Here is a 19,726-nt window from a genome sequence, read left to right as displayed (position 1 = left end):
CGTTATTTCAGAACTAACACAGTGGACGCGAGCAACTGAGGACAAGCCCTCGGCCTATTAGTACCAGTCAGCTCCACCCGTTGCCGGGCTTCCACATCTGGCCTATCAACCCAGTCGTCTACTGGGAGCCTTAACCCCTCAAAGGGGGTGGGAACACTCATCTCGAAGCAGGCTTCCCGCTTAGATGCTTTCAGCGGTTATCCTTTCCGAACGTAGCCAACCAGCCATGCCCTTGGCAGGACAACTGGCACACCAGAGGTTCGTCCGTCCCGGTCCTCTCGTACTAGGGACAGCCCTTCTCAATATTCCTACGCGCGCAGCGGATAGGGACCGAACTGTCTCACGACGTTCTAAACCCAGCTCGCGTACCGCTTTAATGGGCGAACAGCCCAACCCTTGGGACCGACTCCAGCCCCAGGATGCGACGAGCCGACATCGAGGTGCCAAACCATCCCGTCGATATGGACTCTTGGGGAAGATCAGCCTGTTATCCCCGGGGTACCTTTTATCCGTTGAGCGACAGCGCTTCCACAAGCCACTGCCGGATCACTAGTCCCGACTTTCGTCCCTGCTCGACCCGTCGGTCTCACAGTCAAGCTCCCTTGTGCACTTACACTCAACACCTGATTGCCAACCAGGCTGAGGGAACCTTTGGGCGCCTCCGTTACTCTTTAGGAGGCAACCGCCCCAGTTAAACTACCCATCAGACACTGTCCCTGATCCGGATCACGGACCCAGGTTAGACATCCAGCACGACCAGAGTGGTATTTCAACGGCGACTCCACAACCACTGGCGTGGCTGCTTCAAAGTCTCCCACCTATCCTACACAAGCCGAACCGAACACCAATATCAAACTGTAGTAAAGGTCCCGGGGTCTTTCCGTCCTGCTGCGCGAAACGAGCATCTTTACTCGTAGTGCAATTTCACCGGGCCTATGGTTGAGACAGTCGAGAAGTCGTTACGCCATTCGTGCAGGTCGGAACTTACCCGACAAGGAATTTCGCTACCTTAGGATGGTTATAGTTACCACCGCCGTTTACTGGCGCTTAAGTTCTCAGCTTCGCCGACCCGAAAGTCAGCTAACCGGTCCCCTTAACGTTCCAGCACCGGGCAGGCGTCAGTCCGTATACATCGCCTTACGGCTTCGCACGGACCTGTGTTTTTAGTAAACAGTCGCTTCTCGCTGGTCTCTGCGGCCACCCCCAGCTCATGGAGTAAATCCAATCACCAGTGATGGCCCCCTTCTCCCGAAGTTACGGGGGCATTTTGCCGAGTTCCTTAACCATAGTTCACCCGAACGCCTCGGTATTCTCTACCTGACCACCTGAGTCGGTTTAGGGTACGGGCCGCCATGAAACTCGCTAGAGGCTTTTCTCGACAGCATAGGATCATCCACTTCACCACAATCGGCTCGGCATCAGGTCTCAGGCTCATGTGTGACGGATTTGCCTATCACACGCCCTACACCCTTACCCCGGGACTACCACCGCCCGGGCTGGACTACCTTCCTGCGTCACCCCATCGCTTACCTAGTACAAGTCTGGTTCGTCGGCTCCACCACTACCCTCAACTCCGAAGAGATCGGGCCGGCTTCACGGACTTAGCATCGCCTGATTCAGTATTGGGCGTTTCAAAGCGGGTACCGGAATATCAACCGGTTGTCCATCGACTACGCCTGTCGGCCTCGCCTTAGGTCCCGACTTACCCTGGGCAGATCAGCTTGACCCAGGAACCCTTAGTCAATCGGCGCACACGTTTCTCACGTGTGTATCGCTACTCATGCCTGCATTCTCACTCGTGAACCGTCCACAACTCGCTTCCGCGGCTGCTTCACCCGGCACACGACGCTCCCCTACCCATCCCAGCAGGCGTTGGCCCTTAATGCTGGAATGACACGACTTCGGCGGTACGCTTGAGCCCCGCTACATTGTCGGCGCGGAATCACTTGACCAGTGAGCTATTACGCACTCTTTCAAGGGTGGCTGCTTCTAAGCCAACCTCCTGGTTGTCTCTGCGACTCCACATCCTTTCCCACTTAGCGTACGCTTAGGGGCCTTAGTCGATGCTCTGGGCTGTTTCCCTCTCGACCATGGAGCTTATCCCCCACAGTCTCACTGCCGTGCTCTCACTTACCGGCATTCGGAGTTTGGCTAAGGTCAGTAACCCGGTAGGGCCCATCGCCTATCCAGTGCTCTACCTCCGGCAAGAAACACACGACGCTGCACCTAAATGCATTTCGGGGAGAACCAGCTATCACGGAGTTTGATTGGCCTTTCACCCCTAACCACAGGTCATCCCCCAGGTTTTCAACCCTGGTGGGTTCGGTCCTCCACGAAGTCTTACCTCCGCTTCAACCTGCCCATGGCTAGATCACTCCGCTTCGGGTCTTGAGCGTGCTACTAAAACGCCCTATTCGGACTCGCTTTCGCTACGGCTTCCCCACACGGGTTAACCTCGCAACACACCGCAAACTCGCAGGCTCATTCTTCAAAAGGCACGCAGTCACGACATACAAGCAAGCTTGCATGCGACGCTCCCACGGCTTGTAGGCACACGGTTTCAGGTACTATTTCACTCCGCTCCCGCGGTACTTTTCACCATTCCCTCACGGTACTATCCGCTATCGGTCACCAGGGAATATTTAGGCTTAGCGGGTGGTCCCGCCAGATTCACACGGGATTTCTCGGGCCCCGTGCTACTTGGGTGTCTCTTAAACGAGCCGTTAATGTTTCAGCTACGGGGGTCTTACCCTCTACGCCGGACCTTTCGCATGTCCTTCGCCTACATCAACGGTTTCTGACTCGCCTCACAGCCGGCAGACTGTGAAAAAGAGATCCCACAACCCCGCATGCGCAACCCCTGCCGGGTATCACACGCATACGGTTTGGCCTCATCCAGTTTCGCTCGCCACTACTCCCGGAATCACGGTTGTTTTCTCTTCCTGAGGGTACTGAGATGTTTCACTTCCCCTCGTTCCCTCCACACTGCCTATGTGTTCAGTAGCGGGTGACAGCCCATGACGACTGCCGGGTTTCCCCATTCGGACACCCCCGGATCAAAGCTCGGTTGACAGCTCCCCGGGGCCTATCGTGGCCTCCCACGTCCTTCATCGGTTCCTGGTGCCAAGGCATCCACCGTGCGCCCTTAAAAACTTGGCCACAGATGCTCGCGTCCACTGTGCAGTTCTCAAACAACGACCAGCCACCCATCACCCCACCCCTAAGGGCGAGTTCACTGGGGCCGGCAACTGAAGGCAACCTTGCGGCCATACCCTCAGACACCCAACAACGTGCCCGACACGACCGACCATCCCCCACGTTCCACGCCGAAGCAGTACTAGTGAAAAACAACCTGTCGTGCCGAATAGTCAACGTTCCACCCATGAGCTAACCACCGTCGAACATTTGCCGACGTAGTGGCTCTGGATTCCTTGCGGAATCTAGATGCTCCTTAGAAAGGAGGTGATCCAGCCGCACCTTCCGGTACGGCTACCTTGTTACGACTTCGTCCCAATCGCCAGTCCCACCTTCGACAGCTCCCTCCCACAAGGGGTTGGGCCACCGGCTTCGGGTGTTACCGACTTTCGTGACGTGACGGGCGGTGTGTACAAGGCCCGGGAACGTATTCACCGCAGCAATGCTGATCTGCGATTACTAGCAACTCCGACTTCATGGGGTCGAGTTGCAGACCCCAATCCGAACTGAGACCGGCTTTTTGAGATTCGCTCCGCCTCGCGGCATCGCAGCTCATTGTACCGGCCATTGTAGCACGTGTGCAGCCCAAGACATAAGGGGCATGATGACTTGACGTCGTCCCCACCTTCCTCCGAGTTGACCCCGGCAGTCTCCTGTGAGTCCCCATCACCCCGAAGGGCATGCTGGCAACACAGAACAAGGGTTGCGCTCGTTGCGGGACTTAACCCAACATCTCACGACACGAGCTGACGACAGCCATGCACCACCTGTATACCGACCACAAGGGGGGCACCATCTCTGATGCTTTCCGGTATATGTCAAGCCTTGGTAAGGTTCTTCGCGTTGCGTCGAATTAAGCCACATGCTCCGCTGCTTGTGCGGGCCCCCGTCAATTCCTTTGAGTTTTAGCCTTGCGGCCGTACTCCCCAGGCGGGGAACTTAATGCGTTAGCTGCGGCACCGACGACGTGGAATGTCGCCAACACCTAGTTCCCAACGTTTACGGCGTGGACTACCAGGGTATCTAATCCTGTTCGCTCCCCACGCTTTCGCTCCTCAGCGTCAGTAATGGCCCAGAGATCCGCCTTCGCCACCGGTGTTCCTCCTGATATCTGCGCATTTCACCGCTACACCAGGAATTCCGATCTCCCCTACCACACTCTAGCCTGCCCGTATCGACTGCAGACCCGGGGTTAAGCCCCGGGCTTTCACAACCGACGCAACAAGCCGCCTACGAGCTCTTTACGCCCAATAATTCCGGACAACGCTTGCGCCCTACGTATTACCGCGGCTGCTGGCACGTAGTTAGCCGGCGCTTCTTCTGCAGGTACCGTCACTCTCGCTTCTTCCCTGCTGAAAGAGGTTTACAACCCGAAGGCCGTCATCCCTCACGCGGCGTCGCTGCATCAGGCTTTCGCCCATTGTGCAATATTCCCCACTGCTGCCTCCCGTAGGAGTCTGGGCCGTGTCTCAGTCCCAGTGTGGCCGGTCGCCCTCTCAGGCCGGCTACCCGTCGTCGCCTTGGTAGGCCATCACCCCACCAACAAGCTGATAGGCCGCGGGCTCATCCTTCACCGCCGGAGCTTTTAACCCCGTCCCATGCGGGACAGAGTGTTATCCGGTATTAGACCCCGTTTCCAGGGCTTGTCCCAGAGTGAAGGGCAGATTGCCCACGTGTTACTCACCCGTTCGCCACTAATCCACCCCGAAGGGCTTCATCGTTCGACTTGCATGTGTTAAGCACGCCGCCAGCGTTCGTCCTGAGCCAGGATCAAACTCTCCGTGAATGTTTTCCCGTAATCGGGAGACACATCACGAGAGCGGGACGATCAGCCGGAATAAGACCGACCGTCCACAGCGTCCTCGCTGTGTAATTGCCTACCGGAACCACAAAGGCCCGGCAGGACTTTCAAAGGAACCACCAACCTGCCGAAACAGGCCGGGGTATCAACATATCTGGCGTTGACTTTTGGCACGCTGTTGAGTTCTCAAGGAACGGACGCTTCCTTTGTACTCACCCTCTCGGGCTTTCCTCCGGGCTCTTCCCTTCGGTCTTGCGTTTCCGACTCTATCAGACTCTTTCGTGTCCGATTCCCGGTCGAAGCGGGCTGTGCTTTCCAGTTCTTCGCTTTCGCGTTTCCCTTTCCGGCGAGTCCGACTCTATCAGATCCTTTCGGGCCTGATTCCCAGTCAGCGGGGTTTGCCTTCCCGGCTGTTGGGCCGTTCCGACGTCCAAACTCTAGCGGATTTTCCCGGCGGCTCATAATCGAGCCTTCGAAATGAATTCCGGCATGCCGAAATCTTCCCGAGTGGGAGATCGTGCAGAGTTTTGGTTGCCGCATTCGCGGCGGGATCGGCTGCCGCAGAACCGTTCCGGCTCCGTGACAACTCGAAGAACCTTACGGATCGGTGGAGGGCGTGTCAACCCCGCCAGGTCAAGCCGTTTTCCCCCTCGCCCGCCGAGGGTCAGTCCAGGTCGGTGAGGCGGCCGCCGGCGTCCGGCTGGGCTTGTTCCACCCGGCGCAGGAGGCGGATCAACATCTCGCCGAGGGCTCCGCGTTCGTCGCCCGAGAGGTCCTGGAGCAGGTCTTCCTCGAAGGCGGACGCCATGCGCATCGCTTCCAGCCACTTCGTACGGCCTTCGTCTGTCAGTTCGACGATGACGCGCACCCGATTGTTCTCGTCCCTGTCCCGGGTGACCAGGCCCTCGCCGGCCATGCGGTCGATGCGGTGGGTCATCGCGGCCGGGGTGAGGCCGAGGCGCTTGGCCAGCTCGCCCGGACCCAGCCGGTAGGGAGAGCCCGCCACGACGAGGGTCTTGAGGACCTCCCACTCGGCGTTGCTGATGCCGAGGTCGGCCAGCTGGCGTCCGTAGCCGACGTTCATCCGGCGGTTCAGTCGGCCAAGGGCCGAGACGACCTGCTCGACCTGGGGGTCCAGGTCCCGGAACTCGCGCTGGTAGGCCGCGATCTGCTCGTCGAGGCTCGGCTCCTGGAGGCCGGAGGGCTCGGTGGTGTCAGGCATGGCGGGCAGTATGGCACGCCTTCATTGGCGTCGAAGTCCTTCGGTCTGTATTGTTGAAGCTCTAACTTTACTGTTAAAGTCTTTGGACGTCAGTCCTTCGTGAGCTTGAGGTAGGTGAGTGTGACCAGGGAAATGGGCGCAGCGCTGCGGCGGATCCAGCTGGGGAGCGCGCTGAGCGCGTTCGGTGTGGGGTTCACCGTTCCGTATCTGTACGTCTATGTGGCGCAGGTGCGGGACCTGGGCGCCGGTACGGCAGGAGTCGTGCTGGCGGTCTTCGCCATGGCCGCGCTGGCTGTCCTGCCGTTCACCGGACGGGCCATCGACCGGCGCGGTCCGATGCCGGTGCTGATCGTCTCCGCCGTGGTGGCGTCCGTGGGGGCGGCGGCCCTCGGGCTTTCGTCGAATGTGACGACCACCGTGCTGTCGGCGGCCGTGCTCGGCGCGGGCACGGCCGTCATGTCGCCCGCGCTCGCCACGATGCTCGTCTGGTGCTCCAGCACGGCCACCCGTACACGCGCCTTCGCCATGCAGTTCTTTCTGCAGAACCTGGGGCTCGGCATCGGTGGGCTGGTCGGCGGGCAGATCGTCGACACGAACCGGCCGGAGACCTTCACGCTGCTGTTCCTGATCGAGGCGGCGATGTTCATCGTGCTCGGCGTCGTCGCCGTGACGGTGCGGATGCCTCGTACTCCTGTCATCGCGGACGCCCGGCCCACCGACGGGTCCACCGCGAAGGGCGGGCTCCGGGCGCTGCTGTCGCACCGGGCCATGGTTCAGCTGTGTGTGCTGGGCTTCGTGCTGTTCTTCGCCTGCTACGGGCAGTTCGAGTCCGGTCTCGCGGCGTACGGCACCGAGGCTGCCGGGATCGAGCCTTCGACGCTGGGTATCGCCCTTGCTGCCAACACCGCGGTCATCGTCGTGGCGCAGTTCGTCGTGCTGCGGCTGGTCGAGCGACGCAAGCGCAGCCGGGTCATCGCCTCGGTCGGCCTGATCTGGGCGTTCGCCTGGATCGTGGCGGGGTACGCGGGGCTCGGGCACGGCAGCCAGACCATGGCGACGGCCGCGATGATCTCGACGTACGCACTGTTCGGACTCGGTGAGTCGATGCTGTCGCCCACGGTGGCGCCGCTGGTCGCCGACCTTGCCCCGGAGTCGATGGTCGGTCAGTACAACTCGGCGTTCGCCCTGGTCAAGCAGCTTGCGCTGGCGGTCGGTCCGGCTGTGGGCGGGCCGATGGGGGCTTCGCTGCACGGACCGTACATCGTGACGTTCGTGCTGTTCTCCCTGGGCATCACCGTGCTCGCCCTGCGGCTGGGCCACCGGCTCACCCCCGTACAGGACCAGCCTTCGCTCGCGGCGCTGCCGTCGCGGGTGGTGGCCGTGTCACGGCCGGAGGCCGGGATGGTGGCCGAGCGGATGCCGGAGCCCGCTGACGCTCGGTGACGTCACCCGCTGACGCTCACTGAGGCAGCGCGAACTCGCACCAGACCGCTTTGCCGCCGCCCGGTGTGCGGCGGCTGCCCCAGGACGAGGCGATCGTCGCGACGATGGAGATGCCGCGGCCCGACTCGTCCGCCGGTTCGGCGCGGCGCCGGCGCGGCAGATGGTCGTCGCCGTCGGTCACCTCGATGATCAGGCGGCGGTCGGTGCGGCGCAGTCCCAGGCGCATCGGCGGGATGCCGTGCTGGAGGGAGTTCGCCACCAGTTCGCTGGCGGCGAGGACGCCCAGATCGCACAGCTCGACCGGGAAGCGCCACGACGTGAGGACGCCGGTCGCGAAGGCGCGGGCGCGCGGGGCCGCTTCGATGCCGCCGAGCAGATCGAGCGAGGCGTTGTGGAACAGCTCCGCGTTCGTCCCCGTGCGGGCGGGATGCTGGACCACCAGCACGGCGACGTCGTCGTCGTGTTCGGCCGTGACTCCGAGGGAGCGGATCAGACGGTCGCAGACCACCTGCGGGGATCCCTTGGCACCGGAGAGGGCGCGCTCCAGGGCGGCGACCCCCTCGTCGATGTCCTCACTGCGACGTTCGACGAGACCGTCCGTGTAGAGGACGGCGGTGGAGCCGGGCGGCAGCGCGATCGTGCCGGAGGTGTGGATCCAGCCACCGGTGCCCAGCGGCGGTCCGGTCGGGTCCTCTGCACGGTGGACCGTGCCGTCCTGATCGCGCACGAGGATCGGGAGGTGGCCGGCGGAGGCGTAGACGAGCCGGCCCTCGTTCGGATCGTGGACCGCGTAGGCGCAGGTGGCGATCTGGCTGGCGTCGATCTCCGCGGCGAGACCGTCGAGCAGCTGGAGCACTTCGTGCGGCGGGAGGTCGAGACGGGCGTAGGCGCGCACGGCCGTGCGGAGCTGGCCCATCACCGCCGCGGCGCGCACCCCGCGGCCCATCACGTCTCCGATGACGAGGGCGGTGCGGCCCGCGCCGAGAGTGATGACGTCGTACCAGTCGCCGCCGACCGCCGCGTCCGTGCCGCCCGGCTGGTACGTGGCGGCGATCCGCAGGTCGTCCGGCTGCTCCAGTTCCTGTGGGAGCAGGGAGCGCTGGAGGGTGACGGCCGTTTCGCGGTGACGGCGTTCGCTGGTGCGCAGGCGCTCGGCCGCTTCGGCGTGGTCGGTGACATCGGCGGCGTACAGAAGGACACCGCCGCCTTCGCTCCCCTTGTTCCTGCCGTTCTTCTTCTTGCTCCTGCCGTCCACGGGGGGACCGGTGGGCGTGGCGACGGGGGTGCAGGTCACGGTGTACGAGTTGCCGCTGCGGACCTTGCGGGACTTGACCGTGCGGGGGGTGCCGCTGCGCAGAACCTGGTCCATGAGGGGCAGCAGGCTCAGCTCGTCGAGCTCGGGCATCGCCTCGGCGGCGGTGGCGCCCGTGGGTCTGGGGCCGAAGGCGGCTGCGTAGGCGTCGTTGACGTAGGCGATGCGGTGGTCGGGGCCGTGCACGAGGGCGACGAGGGCGGGCAGCCGGCCGAGGATCTCGCGGGCGGAGAGATCCTCCAGCAGGGCGGGGCCGGAGAGTTCGGCGGGCCGGCCGGAGGTCTGGCCGGTGCTGTCCTGAGAGATCTCTGCGGATGCCCCGGGGGAGGCCGTGTCGCCGTCCGCTGGGCCGGACCCGGGCTCGGGCCTGGCGTACTCGGCGCGGGCCGCGGGCACGGAACTACGGTCGTCCCGCGCGGCGGCGCGGCGCGTTCCTGGTAGGCGGGCGCTCCAACGCGTGAAGTTCACGGAATTTCTGGCCTCGTGTGTCGGTCTGGTCCGCTCGGGCGGGCTGCTTCCTCTTCCGGTTCTTCTACCGGTTCTCTCTCGCCGGGGTCGGGGGCACCGGGGGCCGGACCCCCGGGGAGGCGCAGCCGGGCCTCGTCGTACTGGTCACTGTTGGTCACCGCCGGCCGGGTCACTCTGTGCAGGTGTGGGCCCACCTATGGTCACACGTCCAGTGTGACCGACCGTACTGACAGTCAGCCATCCTTCTTCGGCGGGCCGTCGCCGTCGGTACGTCTTCCCCCCGCGGCGAGTTCGAATTCGGCGCGCGGGTGTTCCAGTGAGCCGAGGGAGACGATCTCGCGTTTGAAGAGTCCGGCGAGGGTCCATTCGGCAAGGACGCGGGCCTTCCGGTTGAACGTCGGCACCCGGCTGAGGTGGTACGTACGGTGCATCAGCCAGGCCGGATAGCCCTTGAGCTTGCGCCCGTAGACATGGGCGACGCCCTTGTGGAGGCCGAGCGAGGCGACGGAGCCCGCGTAGCTGTGCCGGTACTCCTTGAGCGGTTGGCCGCTGATCGCCGCAAGGATGTTCTCGGCGAGGACCTTGGCCTGACGCACCGCGTGCTGTGCGTTGGGAGCGGTCTCCTTGCCCGGTTCTTCCGCTGTCAGATCGGGAACGGCCGCGGCGTCCCCGGCGGCCCAGGCGTGTTCGGCGCCTTCGACGGTGAGCTGCGCCGTGCACCTGAGCCTGCCGCGTTCGTCGATCGGCAGGTCGGTGGCGGCAAGGATCGGGGCGGGCTTGACGCCCGCCGTCCACACGAGCGTGCGGGTCGGGAAGCGGGAGCCGTCGCTGAGAACGGCGACCCGGTCATCGCAGGAGTCCAGCCGGGTGTCGAGGCGTACGTCGATGTTGCGGCCGCGCAGCTCCCGGATGGCGTACGTGCCCATCGCGGCACCGACTTCGGGAAGGATCCGGTCGGAGGCCTCGACGAGGATCCATTTCAGGTCCTCGGCCTTGATGTTGTGGTAGTAGCGGGCGGTGTAGCGGGCCATGTCCTCGAGCTCGGCGAGCGCCTCGACGCCCGCGTAGCCGCCGCCGACGAAGACAAAGGTCAGGGCGGCGTCGCGAATGGCCGGGTCGCGGGTGGCGGAGGCGATGTCCATCTGCTCGATCACATGGTTGCGCAGGCCGATGGCCTCCTCGATGGTCTTGAAGCCGATGCCGTGGTCGGCGAGGCCGGGGACCGGGAGGGTGCGCGAGACGGAGCCGGGCGCGATGACGATCTCGTCGTACGGGATCTCTACGGCGCCCGTGCCGTCCTCACCGCTGGCAAGGGTGGTGACGGTCGCGGTGCGCTTGGCGTGGTCGATCTGCCGTGCCTCACCGATGACGATGGTGCAGTGCGCAAGGACGCGGCGAAGTGGCACGACGACATGGCGCGGCGAGATCGAGCCGGCTGCGGCTTCGGGCAGGAACGGCTGATACGTCATGTAGGGCTCGGGCGTGACGACGACGATCTCGGTCTCGCCGGACTTGAGTCTCTGCTTCAGCTTCCGCTGGAGACGCAGCGCTGTGTACATCCCGACGTAGCCGCCGCCGATGACGAGAATGCGCTCACCCGGCGGCGGGCCGGGGGGTGTCCCCCGGGAATCTGAAGCCATCACCTCCCCATGACGCAACGTGCTCCGATATTTGTCCACAGCCCCGGCAAATTGTGTGACCGGAGGTTTTCCGGGGGCCGGTGTCGTTGATCCCTCCGGGTGTACGGAAGGCGCGCAGGTCAGACGTTGCAGCGGGGGTGGCGGGGTGGGGCGGAAACGGGAACCAACCGGTCCTAGCTCCGATCGGGGGGCGCTCCGTGCGGAACTACCCCCTTCTGAATTGACCCGGGCTCAACTATGTTCGTATGTCGTCGGGGTGTCGGGTTGGGATGACGATCCACTCCCCGGCTGACACGGCGGGAGTCTCCGGGGGGAGACGTCATAACCGGGGGAAAAGTTATGCACATTCAGGATTCGCATTGGCAGACTGCTGCTGTCTCGTCCGACGGAAACGGACGAATCGGCACAGTGGGGACAGTCGGCTCGATAGGTTCCGCCGGAGCGGGAACCGCGGTGGGAACCACGGTCGGGTCCGGCGGCGGCGCCCGCTCGGCGCCGCTGCGCGTGGACGCGCAGCGCAATCTCGAGCATGTGCTGCGGGCCGCGCGCGAGGTGTTCGGCGAGCTGGGGTACGGGGCCCCGATGGAGGACGTGGCGCGCCGCGCCCGGGTCGGGGTCGGCACGGTGTACCGGCGGTTCCCGAGCAAGGACGTGCTGGTGCGCCGGATAGCCGAGGAGGAGACCTCCCGGCTGACCGACCAGGCGCGGACCGCACTGGGGCAGGAGGACGAGCCGTGGTCGGCGCTCTCGCGCTTCCTGCGCACGTCCGTGGCCTCGGGGGCGGGTCGTCTGCTGCCGCCACAGGTGCTGCGGGTCGGCGTCGATGTGGACGACTCGACAGTCGTCGGGGAGCCGGCAGCCGTACGGGACGCGGGCGCGGGTCAGGGCTCCGGCTCCGGCTCCGGCTCCGGTGAAGTCCGGGATGGGGTTCGGGTACCTCACCAGCGGCAGGGAGTGACGCAGGCCGACCTCCGGGTCGTCGGTGGGAGCTCCGCCGACGACGGGCTCACGGACGACGACACGGGTGCGGCCGAGCTGCTGGAGGTCGTGGGCCGGCTGGTGGACCGGGCACGGACAGCGGGTGAACTGCGCCGCGATGTGACGGTGGCGGACGTGCTGCTCGTCATCGCCACGGCGGCACCCTCGCTGCCGGACGCGGCTCAGCAGGCCGCCGCTTCGGCCCGGCTGCTGGACATCCTGCTGGAGGGGCTGCGCTCACGCCCGGCGTGAGCGGACTGTTCGGACCGCTCGAGTGGGGCCGTCGGCTCCCCGTGTGCCCTGGCGGGCCGGGGGCGTGCTTCGGCACGATCCGCGCATCCACCGGGCCGGCTGCCGTGCGCGTGGGGTCTTCGGCTCCGTGAGGGTGCCGCTTCGGGCGGGTGAGGATGGCGTGGGGAGTCGGTGCGGCCCCTGTGTACGGGGTCGCGCTCGACAACTCACCCGCCTCTCGGGCGCATTGTTCCTTCCCTGTTCGAGTGGCTGTTAGTGCTCGCTTTCGGGAAAACACCCCGGATGAGTGGTTGCGGGAACTGAACGACCGTCGCCATTGCGCCATGTGGCACTCTTGCCCGGTGTTCGGGTCCGAAGGCGCATACGGGGGCTTCCGCGATGAGCGGTGACGAGCAGCAGGAAGAGTCGCTCGACGGCGTCTCGACCGTGGGCGGTGGCACGGAAGCCGACGGGGTGCCCGCCCGGCAGGTGCCGAGTCAGGCCGGCCCCGAGCGGTCCGGCGGCGACGCCGCAGCCGGCAAGGTACTGCCCGGCCCCTGGCCGCCCGCGCCCGTCGGCAGCGGGCCGGTGGAGCCGGACGGCGGGATCGGAGCCGAAGCCGCCGTACCGATGCAGCGCGCAGGTGGCAGTGGTTCCGGCACCGCCGCACTCGCCCGCTCCGACGCCCAGTTGATCCTGCAGATGCGGGACGGCGACGATCTCGCGTACGAGGAGTTGTTCCGGCGCCACTCGGGCAGTGTTCGTCGTTACGCGCGGAGCTGCTGCCGGGACGCCCACACCGCCGACGACCTGACCGCCGAGGTCTTCGCCCGCACCCTGCAGGCGGTTCGGGGCGGCAAGGGGCCCGAGGAAGCCGTACGTGCGTATCTGATGACGGCCGTCCGGCATATCGCAGCCGCCTGGACAAAGACGGCGAAACGGGAGCAACTGGTCGACGACTTCGCGGTGTTCGCAGCGCAGGCGGCCGGCTTCTCCGAGGTGTCGGACACGGACACGCTCGATCTCGGCGCCGACGTCCTGGCGATGCACGAGGCCGAGCAGTCGATGGCCATGAAGGCGTTCCGCAGTCTGCCGGAGCGCTGGCAGGCGGTGCTGTGGCACACCACCGTCGCGGAAGAGTCGCCGAGCGAGATCGCGCCGCTGTTCGGGCTCACCGCCAACGCCACGGCGGTGCTGGCCAGCCGGGCCCGCGAAGGGCTGAAGCAGGCGTATCTGCAGGCGCATGTGAGCCGGTCGCTCACTTCCGGCGGCGACTGTGCCCGCTATGCGGACCGGCTCGGCGCGTATGCCCGGGGCGGGCTGCGGATCCGGGCCGAGCGCGGGCTGCGCAAGCATCTGGACGAGTGCGCGAAGTGCCGGGTCGCCGTGGGCGAACTGGCACATGTCAACGCCGGGATTCCGGCACTGCTTCCGGTCGCGGTCATCGGGTGGTTCGCCGCCGGGTACGCGCTCAAGACCGCCGGGATCGTGGCGGGTGGCGCCGTGGGTGCAGCGGGTGCGGGTGCCGCGGCGGCGACGGGCGGGAGTTCGTCCGGCAGCTCGGCCGGTGGCGCGGCCGGTGGCGCGGCCGGTGGCGCGGCCGCCGCGGAAGGCCTGGGGGCGCCGGTCAAGGCCGGGATCGCGGCAGCGGTGGCCGTCGCGGCCGCGGCCGCTCTGGTGTGGGCGCTGGCCGGTGACAAGGCGCCGAAGCCGGAGGCCGGGCCCGTGGCCAAACCCCCGGTGGTGGCGCCCGCGGTGCCGTCGCCCCCACCGTCGAAGCCGACACCCACGCCCGAGCCGCCGAGCGCTCCCGCGCCGCCGGCCACTGCGCCGACTCCGTCCCCGAAGCCCCCGACGGCTGCTTCCAGGCCCACCCCCACACCTACGCCGAAGCCCACGCCCAAGCCGCCGGTCCCCGCACCGCCGAAGCCCAAGCCGCCCGCGACGGCCACTCCTGCCCCGCCGCCGCCCGCGCCGCCGACCGTCTACCAGGTCAGCAAGTTGCGCTACCCCGTCCTCGGCGACCACACCAAGCCTGAGGTGGCGACGGGTGAGAGCAACTGGGTCTGGCGGCGCTCCGGTATGTCCACCGGCGGTACGCGGTACGCGCACGGAGTGACCGTACGGAGCAAGTCCTCGGTCACCATCGAGCTGAACCGGCCGTGCAGCCGTTACGAGGCGATGGTCGGCGTCGACGATCTGACACCGGGGCTCGGCTCGGTGCGCTTCTCCGTGTTCAACGGTGCCGGGGCACGGCTGTGGCGGTCCCCGGTGATGAACCGCAACCATCCGCCCGTGCCGGTGAGTCTCGGTATCGCGGGACAGCAGCGGATCCGGCTCGTCGTCGAACCGCGCACGCCGTTCGGCGGAGTGGCGCTGGCCGACTGGGCACAGTCGGGAATCAGCTGCGGCTGAGGCGAGGCCGGTTCGGAGCCGGGCGGTAGCCGACGACGCCGGCGGCCGGCCGTCAGCCTTGCAGGGTGCGTCGCGCCGGGGCCACTCCGCCCGCCACCGCGCGCTGTCGGGGCGCCGCCGAGCCTGTCCAGCAGGTTCCGCGGCGCGAGACGAGGCGGCGGAGCCAGAGTTCCGTGGCTGCCAGGTCGGCAAGTCCGTCCAGGGGCAGCGGTTCGCCCTCGGAGGCCGCGCGCAGTGCCTTCCGCACGACCCGGGCCTCGATCAGGCCCGCGTCGGCGAGGAGCGGGGCGTCGAAGAGCGCGATCAGGTCGGGGAGCGCGGTACGCAGGCCGGTGCGGCTGACCGCGGTCGAGGTGGCCTGGGAGGGGGTGCCCCAGCCCGCCGGCAGTTCATGGATGCCCGCACCGGCGAGGACCCGGCGCAGGATCGCGGCGCGGGCGCCGGGCTGGACCCGCAGAGATTCGGGCAGGGCGCGGGCGGCACGCACCACCTGGTTGTCGAGGAACGGGGCGTGCAGCCGCTGGCTGCGGATCTCGGCGGCCTGCTCCAGGACCCGGTGGTCGGCGGCGTGCCGGGCGAGCGCGGCCCGGGCGCGCGCCTCACCGGGGCGCTGCACGGAGGTGGGGCGGATGGCCGCCTCCTGCAGACGCACCGATACTTCGGCGAGTGCCTCCCCCGTCAGCCAGCGTGCGGCCGGGCCGGGCCGCGACCAGGTGAGCGCGGCGAGCGAGGCGTCGGCGGGGGTGTCGAGGCCGGGGGTGTGGCGATTGGCGTCCGGGAGCCGGGCGGCCGCCGCCTCGAGGCCGGTGCGGTACGACGTACGGGCCAGGCGGCGGGCGGCGCGGTAGACGGTCAGCGGGACGAACAACGAGTGCGCCGACGGCCGTTCGGCTCTGGCCAGGGCGGCGACCGGGCGCAGGAGGTGGCGTCGGCGCCGATCCATCAGGAGGTCGGCGAGTCGGGCCGGGTGGGCGTCGAGGACCTGCCGGGCACCGTCACCGACGAAGTGGTCGGCGCTGCCCGCGGCCAGCCGGCGGCGGTGGCGTTCGGCGACGACGAGGGATGCGGCCGGTTCGTCGGTGAGCGGGCCACTGCCCAGGTCGGCGTAGGGCAGGGCCTCCTCGCCGGCGGCGACGACGATGTGGTGCAGGCGCGGGTTGGCGGCGATGACCGCGGCGCGTTCGAGTTCGTCCTCGTGGTCGCGGGTGGTGAGGTCGTTGAAGGTGACGGCGAGCAGCCGCTCGCCCGCTCCCGTGCCGTGGCCGAGGAGCGTGCCGGGCAGCCCCGGCAGCCCCGCGGCGAGCAGGGCGAGGGTGGCGGAGGCGCTGCCTCCGGAGAGGTCGGCGCCGATGCCGGGGACGGGTGCGCCGCGGGCGGCGCGGCGTTCGGCGGGGCCCATGCCGGGGACCGGGCCCGGGTCGGGCGGCAGGGACTCGGGGGCGTGGCGCGGGGCCGTGAGTCTGGCGCGTACCGCTTCGACCAGCGCATCGCGCACCCCGTCCACGGCGCTCACCGGGTCGAGTTGGGGCGCCGCAACGGCGAGGGAGGCCACCGGTTCGTACCCGGTGATCTCGCGCGAGCCCTCGCGGAGGATGAGCGCGTGCCCCGGCGGGATGCGCTTCACACCCACGTACGGAGTGCCGTCACGCAGCGCCTCCGGTGTCTCGGGGCAGGCGAGCAGCGCGGCCAGGTGGCCGATGTCCAGCTGCGCCTCGATCAGGTCGGCGAGCGGGAGTGCGGCGGTCGCGTACGCCGTGCCGCCGGCCCACGGTGTGTAGAAGACCGGGCGGGCTCCGGCGAGGTCCCCGACGACGGTGACCCGTCGGCCTATCTGGACGACGGCCGTGTAACTGCCTGCCCAGGCGGTGAGATGGCGCAGCGCCCCGCCGCGGGCGGCGAGGAGGCCGAGCCGGAGCTGTTCGTCGGTGGCGCCGCAGCAGCCGAGGACGGCGAGGCGGGCGGTGGGTGTGCCCTCGGCGGTCTCCAGGGTGCTGATCCGGATCTCGTCGGGCCGCCAGTCGCCGACGGCCCAGAGCGGATCCGGGTCGCCCCACAGGAGCTGGGAGCCCACGGGGTGCACCGTGCGCCCCTCGTCACCCGCGTCGACGGCCCCGACCGTGCCGAAACTCGCGGCGATACTGCTCCACCCCACCAACCAACGCATCGCCGCCTCCACAGGCTGTGGACAAAACGGCGCGCCCGGAACATGTCGGGAGAACTGCGGGAGCATGCAGCGCCGTTGCGAACATGCTGCCACGACAACGGCGCGCAGGAGTGGCTACGGAGGGCGCACGTCGGAAGCGCATGCGCCCCTGGCAAAGGCCGGAGGGCAGGTGGCGGGTGCCCGACCCCGTCGGCGCGGACGGCGTGGCGGGCCGCAGGACAACGGAGGCAAACGTTCCGGGTGTTGCGTTCCCCGCCGCACCCGGACCGTACCGGCTGAAATCCGGCCGGTACGGTCCGCCCGTCAACGGCCCTTCGAGTGTCCGCGAATCGCTCGGCTCAACCCTGACCGACCGACGTCATTCGGCCATTCTCGGAGGGTAGATCGACTGCTGGGCACGAAGAACGTCGCACATGATGCGCCGTTATATTGCGGTTTGGGGCAAGGCTGTCGGGCCGAATCCGCGCCGACTCCGTACTGGCTGCCGCACCGGTTCCGCGCACGGTCCGGAAGGCGGGGTACGCCTCCCGGACCGGTCCGCCGCCTGCGGGGAATGAGGCGGCAGTGTCCCCCAGCCCACTGTGTCCAGTGCAGTGGGCCGACCCACGCAGCACCCATGGAAGCGCTCTCTCGACGGCCGGACAACAGCGCACGGCCGGGCGCACGGCCACACGGCAGGAGCACGAGGGGAGCTCGCCCCGCAGGGTCCGGAGCGGCATTCCGGCAGGTCCGCAGGGCGACCGGATCGTCACGGCGGGCTCGCTCCCCGTCCGCCTCGTGTCCGCCGGCCGTCCGCCTCGCGCTCCCCTCCCGCCCCTCGCGCCCTCCCACCTCCCCTCCGTCCCGTCGCACTCCTTCCACCGTCCGTCCGCGACCGTCCGCACGGGCAACAATCCCGCCATACGGACGTCTGCCCCTTAACGGTAGGGATGCGGCGAACTACGCTGGGTTCACTGAGGTTCTCGGCAGGAGGCATATTCCTCGGGGCTCGGCCACATGCCTGTGCGGCCGGAGTGCCGGGGTCCGTCCCTGGGGAGGACACGGTACGAATGCCGCGCGCCTCGACGGGTGACGCGGCGGCCGTCTGTGTGTCGAGGGGTGGCGCATGTCCAGGGAGCAACGCGGGCCGAACGAGAAGCTCGGAACCGTTCTCGCCCTCGCGGGAATCAGCAACGCCGGGCTCGCCCGGCGGGTCAACGACCTCGGGGCGCAGCGCGGTCTGACACTTCGCTACGACAAGACCTCGGTGGCGAGATGGGTCTCCAAGGGCATGGTGCCTCAGGGCGCCGCGCCCCATCTCATCGCCGCGGCGATCGGCGCGAAACTCGGCCGCCCGGTCCCGCTGCACGAGATCGGGCTCGCGGACGCCGATCCGGCGCCGGAGGTCGGTCTTGCCTTCCCGCGCGATGTGGGTGAGGCGGTGCGTTCGGCAACCGAGTTGTATCGGCTGGATCTGGCCGGACGGCGGGCGGGCGGCGGCGGGATCTGGCAGTCGCTGGCGGGCTCGTTCTCGGTCAGTGCGTATGCGACACCCGCGTCCCGCTGGCTGATATCCCCCGCCGACGCGTCGGTGGCACGCGACTCGTCGGCCGCGGAGGTGGAGATCCTCGGCACGCAGAGTGTGCCGACTGCACACGGCGCACAGAGTGCGCCGGGCGCACAACGGGGCGCATCAGCAGGCGCAGCACCGGGCGTTCCGAGCCCGGAGGGCGCGCCGGGTGCTCCGGGAGCTCCCGCCCTTCCCGTACAGCCGGGGCCCGACTCCATGAACGACATCTCGCCGCTCCGGGTCGGCCACAGCGACGTGACCAAGCTGCGCGAGGCGGCCCAGGACGCGCGCCGCTGGGACTCCAAGTACGGCGGCGGCGACTGGCGCTCCTCCATGGTCCCGGAGTGCTTACGGGTGGACGCGGCGCCACTGCTCCTCGGTTCGTACAGCGACGAGGTGGGCCGGGCGCTGTTCGGCGCCGCCGCCGAGCTGACCAGACTCGCCGGGTGGATGGCATTCGACACCGGCCAGCAGGAAGCCGCGCAGCGGTACTACATCCAGGCGCTGCGGCTGGCCCGGGCCGCCGCCGACGTACCGCTCGGCGGCTATGTCCTCGCCTCGATGTCGCTGCAGGCGACCTATCGCGGCTTCGCCGACGAGGGGGTCGACCTCGCGCAGGCCGCCGTCGAACGCAATCGCGGGCTCGCCACCGCCCGCACCATGAGTTTCTTCCGTCTTGTCGAGGCGCGGGCCCACGCGAAGGCGAGCGACGCACCGGCCGCGGGGGCGGCGCTCAAGGCCGCCGAGAGCTGGCTGGAGCGTTCCCGGGACGGCGACGCGGACCCGTCGTGGCTGGGCTTCTACTCGTACGACAGGTTCGCCGCCGACGCCGCGGAGTGCTACCGCGATCTGAAGGCGCCCCGGCAGGTGCGGCGCTTCACCGAACAGGCACTGTCCCGGCCCACCGAGGAGTTCGTCCGCTCGCACGGGCTGCGACTGGTGGTCTCGGCGGTCGCCGAGCTGGAGTCGGGCAACCTCGACGCGGCGTGCGCGGCGGGCACCCGGGCGGTGGAGGTGGCGGGCCGCATCTCGTCGGCGCGGACGACCGAGTACGTACGGGACCTGCTGCACCGCCTCGAACCGTACGGGGACGAGCCGCGCGTCGCCGAGCTGCGTGAGCGGGCGCGACCGCTGCTGGTGGCGCCCGCGTAGCGGCCTCCCCCGGGCGACGGCCGCCTCCTCGGATGCCTGCGCGGAGTCCTCCGGGCGACGCGCAGGCGGCCTCCGGCCGAAATCTCGGCGCCACGCTGGGCCCCGTGGGTTTGAGTGCGTTGTCAGTGGGTCAGTGCACTATCGGGGTGGGAGGTG

8 protein-coding genes and 2 rRNA genes are annotated in these 19,726 nt (G+C 67.9%); 4 read left to right on the top strand and 6 right to left on the bottom strand.

Annotated elements, in window-relative coordinates; all coding sequences use genetic code 11:
- Nucleotides 1–37 precede the first annotated feature (37 nt).
- From OHB49_RS22790 to OHB49_RS22780, 3 genes are all read right to left on the bottom strand, one after another.
- Nucleotides 38–3,159, bottom strand: a 23S ribosomal RNA gene (locus OHB49_RS22790).
- A 296-nt stretch (nucleotides 3,160–3,455) separates the two neighbouring features.
- A 16S ribosomal RNA gene (locus tag OHB49_RS22785) occupies nucleotides 3,456–4,981 on the bottom strand.
- Together the 16S and 23S rRNA genes form the textbook arrangement of a ribosomal RNA operon.
- A gap of 679 nt (nucleotides 4,982–5,660) precedes the next feature.
- Complete coding sequence (locus OHB49_RS22780; RefSeq protein ID WP_329162564.1) at nucleotides 5,661–6,218, bottom strand: MarR family winged helix-turn-helix transcriptional regulator; 558 nt, start codon at nucleotides 6,216–6,218, stop codon at nucleotides 5,661–5,663.
- Nucleotides 6,219–6,350: 132 nt separating this feature from the next.
- Between OHB49_RS22780 and OHB49_RS22775 the strand changes: the two genes are divergently transcribed.
- A complete protein-coding gene (locus OHB49_RS22775) occupies nucleotides 6,351–7,661 on the top strand; it encodes an MFS transporter (RefSeq protein ID WP_329166588.1) in 1,311 nt (436 codons plus the stop codon).
- Nucleotides 7,662–7,677: 16 nt separating this feature from the next.
- Here OHB49_RS22775 and OHB49_RS22770 read toward each other — a convergent pair whose 3' ends face one another.
- Both OHB49_RS22770 and OHB49_RS22765 read right to left on the bottom strand, forming a co-directional pair.
- Nucleotides 7,678–9,441 carry an ATP-binding SpoIIE family protein phosphatase gene (locus OHB49_RS22770; protein WP_329162562.1) on the bottom strand — a complete coding sequence of 588 codons (1,764 nt, stop codon included), beginning with the start codon at nucleotides 9,439–9,441 and terminating at the stop codon, nucleotides 7,678–7,680.
- 233 nt (nucleotides 9,442–9,674) lie between these two features.
- Nucleotides 9,675–11,081, bottom strand: a complete 1,407-nt coding sequence (locus tag OHB49_RS22765; protein WP_329162560.1) for an NAD(P)/FAD-dependent oxidoreductase — start codon at nucleotides 11,079–11,081, stop codon at nucleotides 9,675–9,677.
- A gap of 339 nt (nucleotides 11,082–11,420) precedes the next feature.
- On the opposite strand from OHB49_RS22765, the gene OHB49_RS22760 reads away from it, so the two are divergent.
- Complete coding sequence (locus OHB49_RS22760; RefSeq protein WP_329162559.1) at nucleotides 11,421–12,311, top strand: TetR/AcrR family transcriptional regulator; 891 nt, start codon at nucleotides 11,421–11,423, stop codon at nucleotides 12,309–12,311.
- 378 nt (nucleotides 12,312–12,689) lie between these two features.
- A complete protein-coding gene (locus OHB49_RS22755) occupies nucleotides 12,690–14,705 on the top strand; it encodes a sigma-70 family RNA polymerase sigma factor (protein ID WP_329162557.1) in 2,016 nt (671 codons plus the stop codon).
- A 52-nt stretch (nucleotides 14,706–14,757) separates the two neighbouring features.
- Here OHB49_RS22755 and OHB49_RS22750 read toward each other — a convergent pair whose 3' ends face one another.
- Nucleotides 14,758–16,869 (bottom strand): asparagine synthase-related protein, encoded by a 2,112-nt coding sequence (locus OHB49_RS22750; protein WP_030979916.1) that lies wholly within the window; start codon nucleotides 16,867–16,869, stop codon nucleotides 14,758–14,760.
- Between the two features lie 1,105 nt (nucleotides 16,870–17,974).
- Between OHB49_RS22750 and OHB49_RS22745 the strand changes: the two genes are divergently transcribed.
- A complete protein-coding gene (locus tag OHB49_RS22745; protein ID WP_329162554.1) occupies nucleotides 17,975–19,570 on the top strand; it encodes a sporulation protein in 1,596 nt (531 codons plus the stop codon).
- Nucleotides 19,571–19,726 lie beyond the last annotated feature (156 nt).

Origin of the sequence: Streptomyces sp. NBC_01717, assembly GCF_036248255.1 — a bacterium.
Classification (GTDB): Bacteria; Actinomycetota; Actinomycetes; order Streptomycetales; family Streptomycetaceae; genus Streptomyces.
Note: the sequence above shows the minus strand (reverse complement) of the source record. Positions and strands in the feature narration are given on the sequence as shown.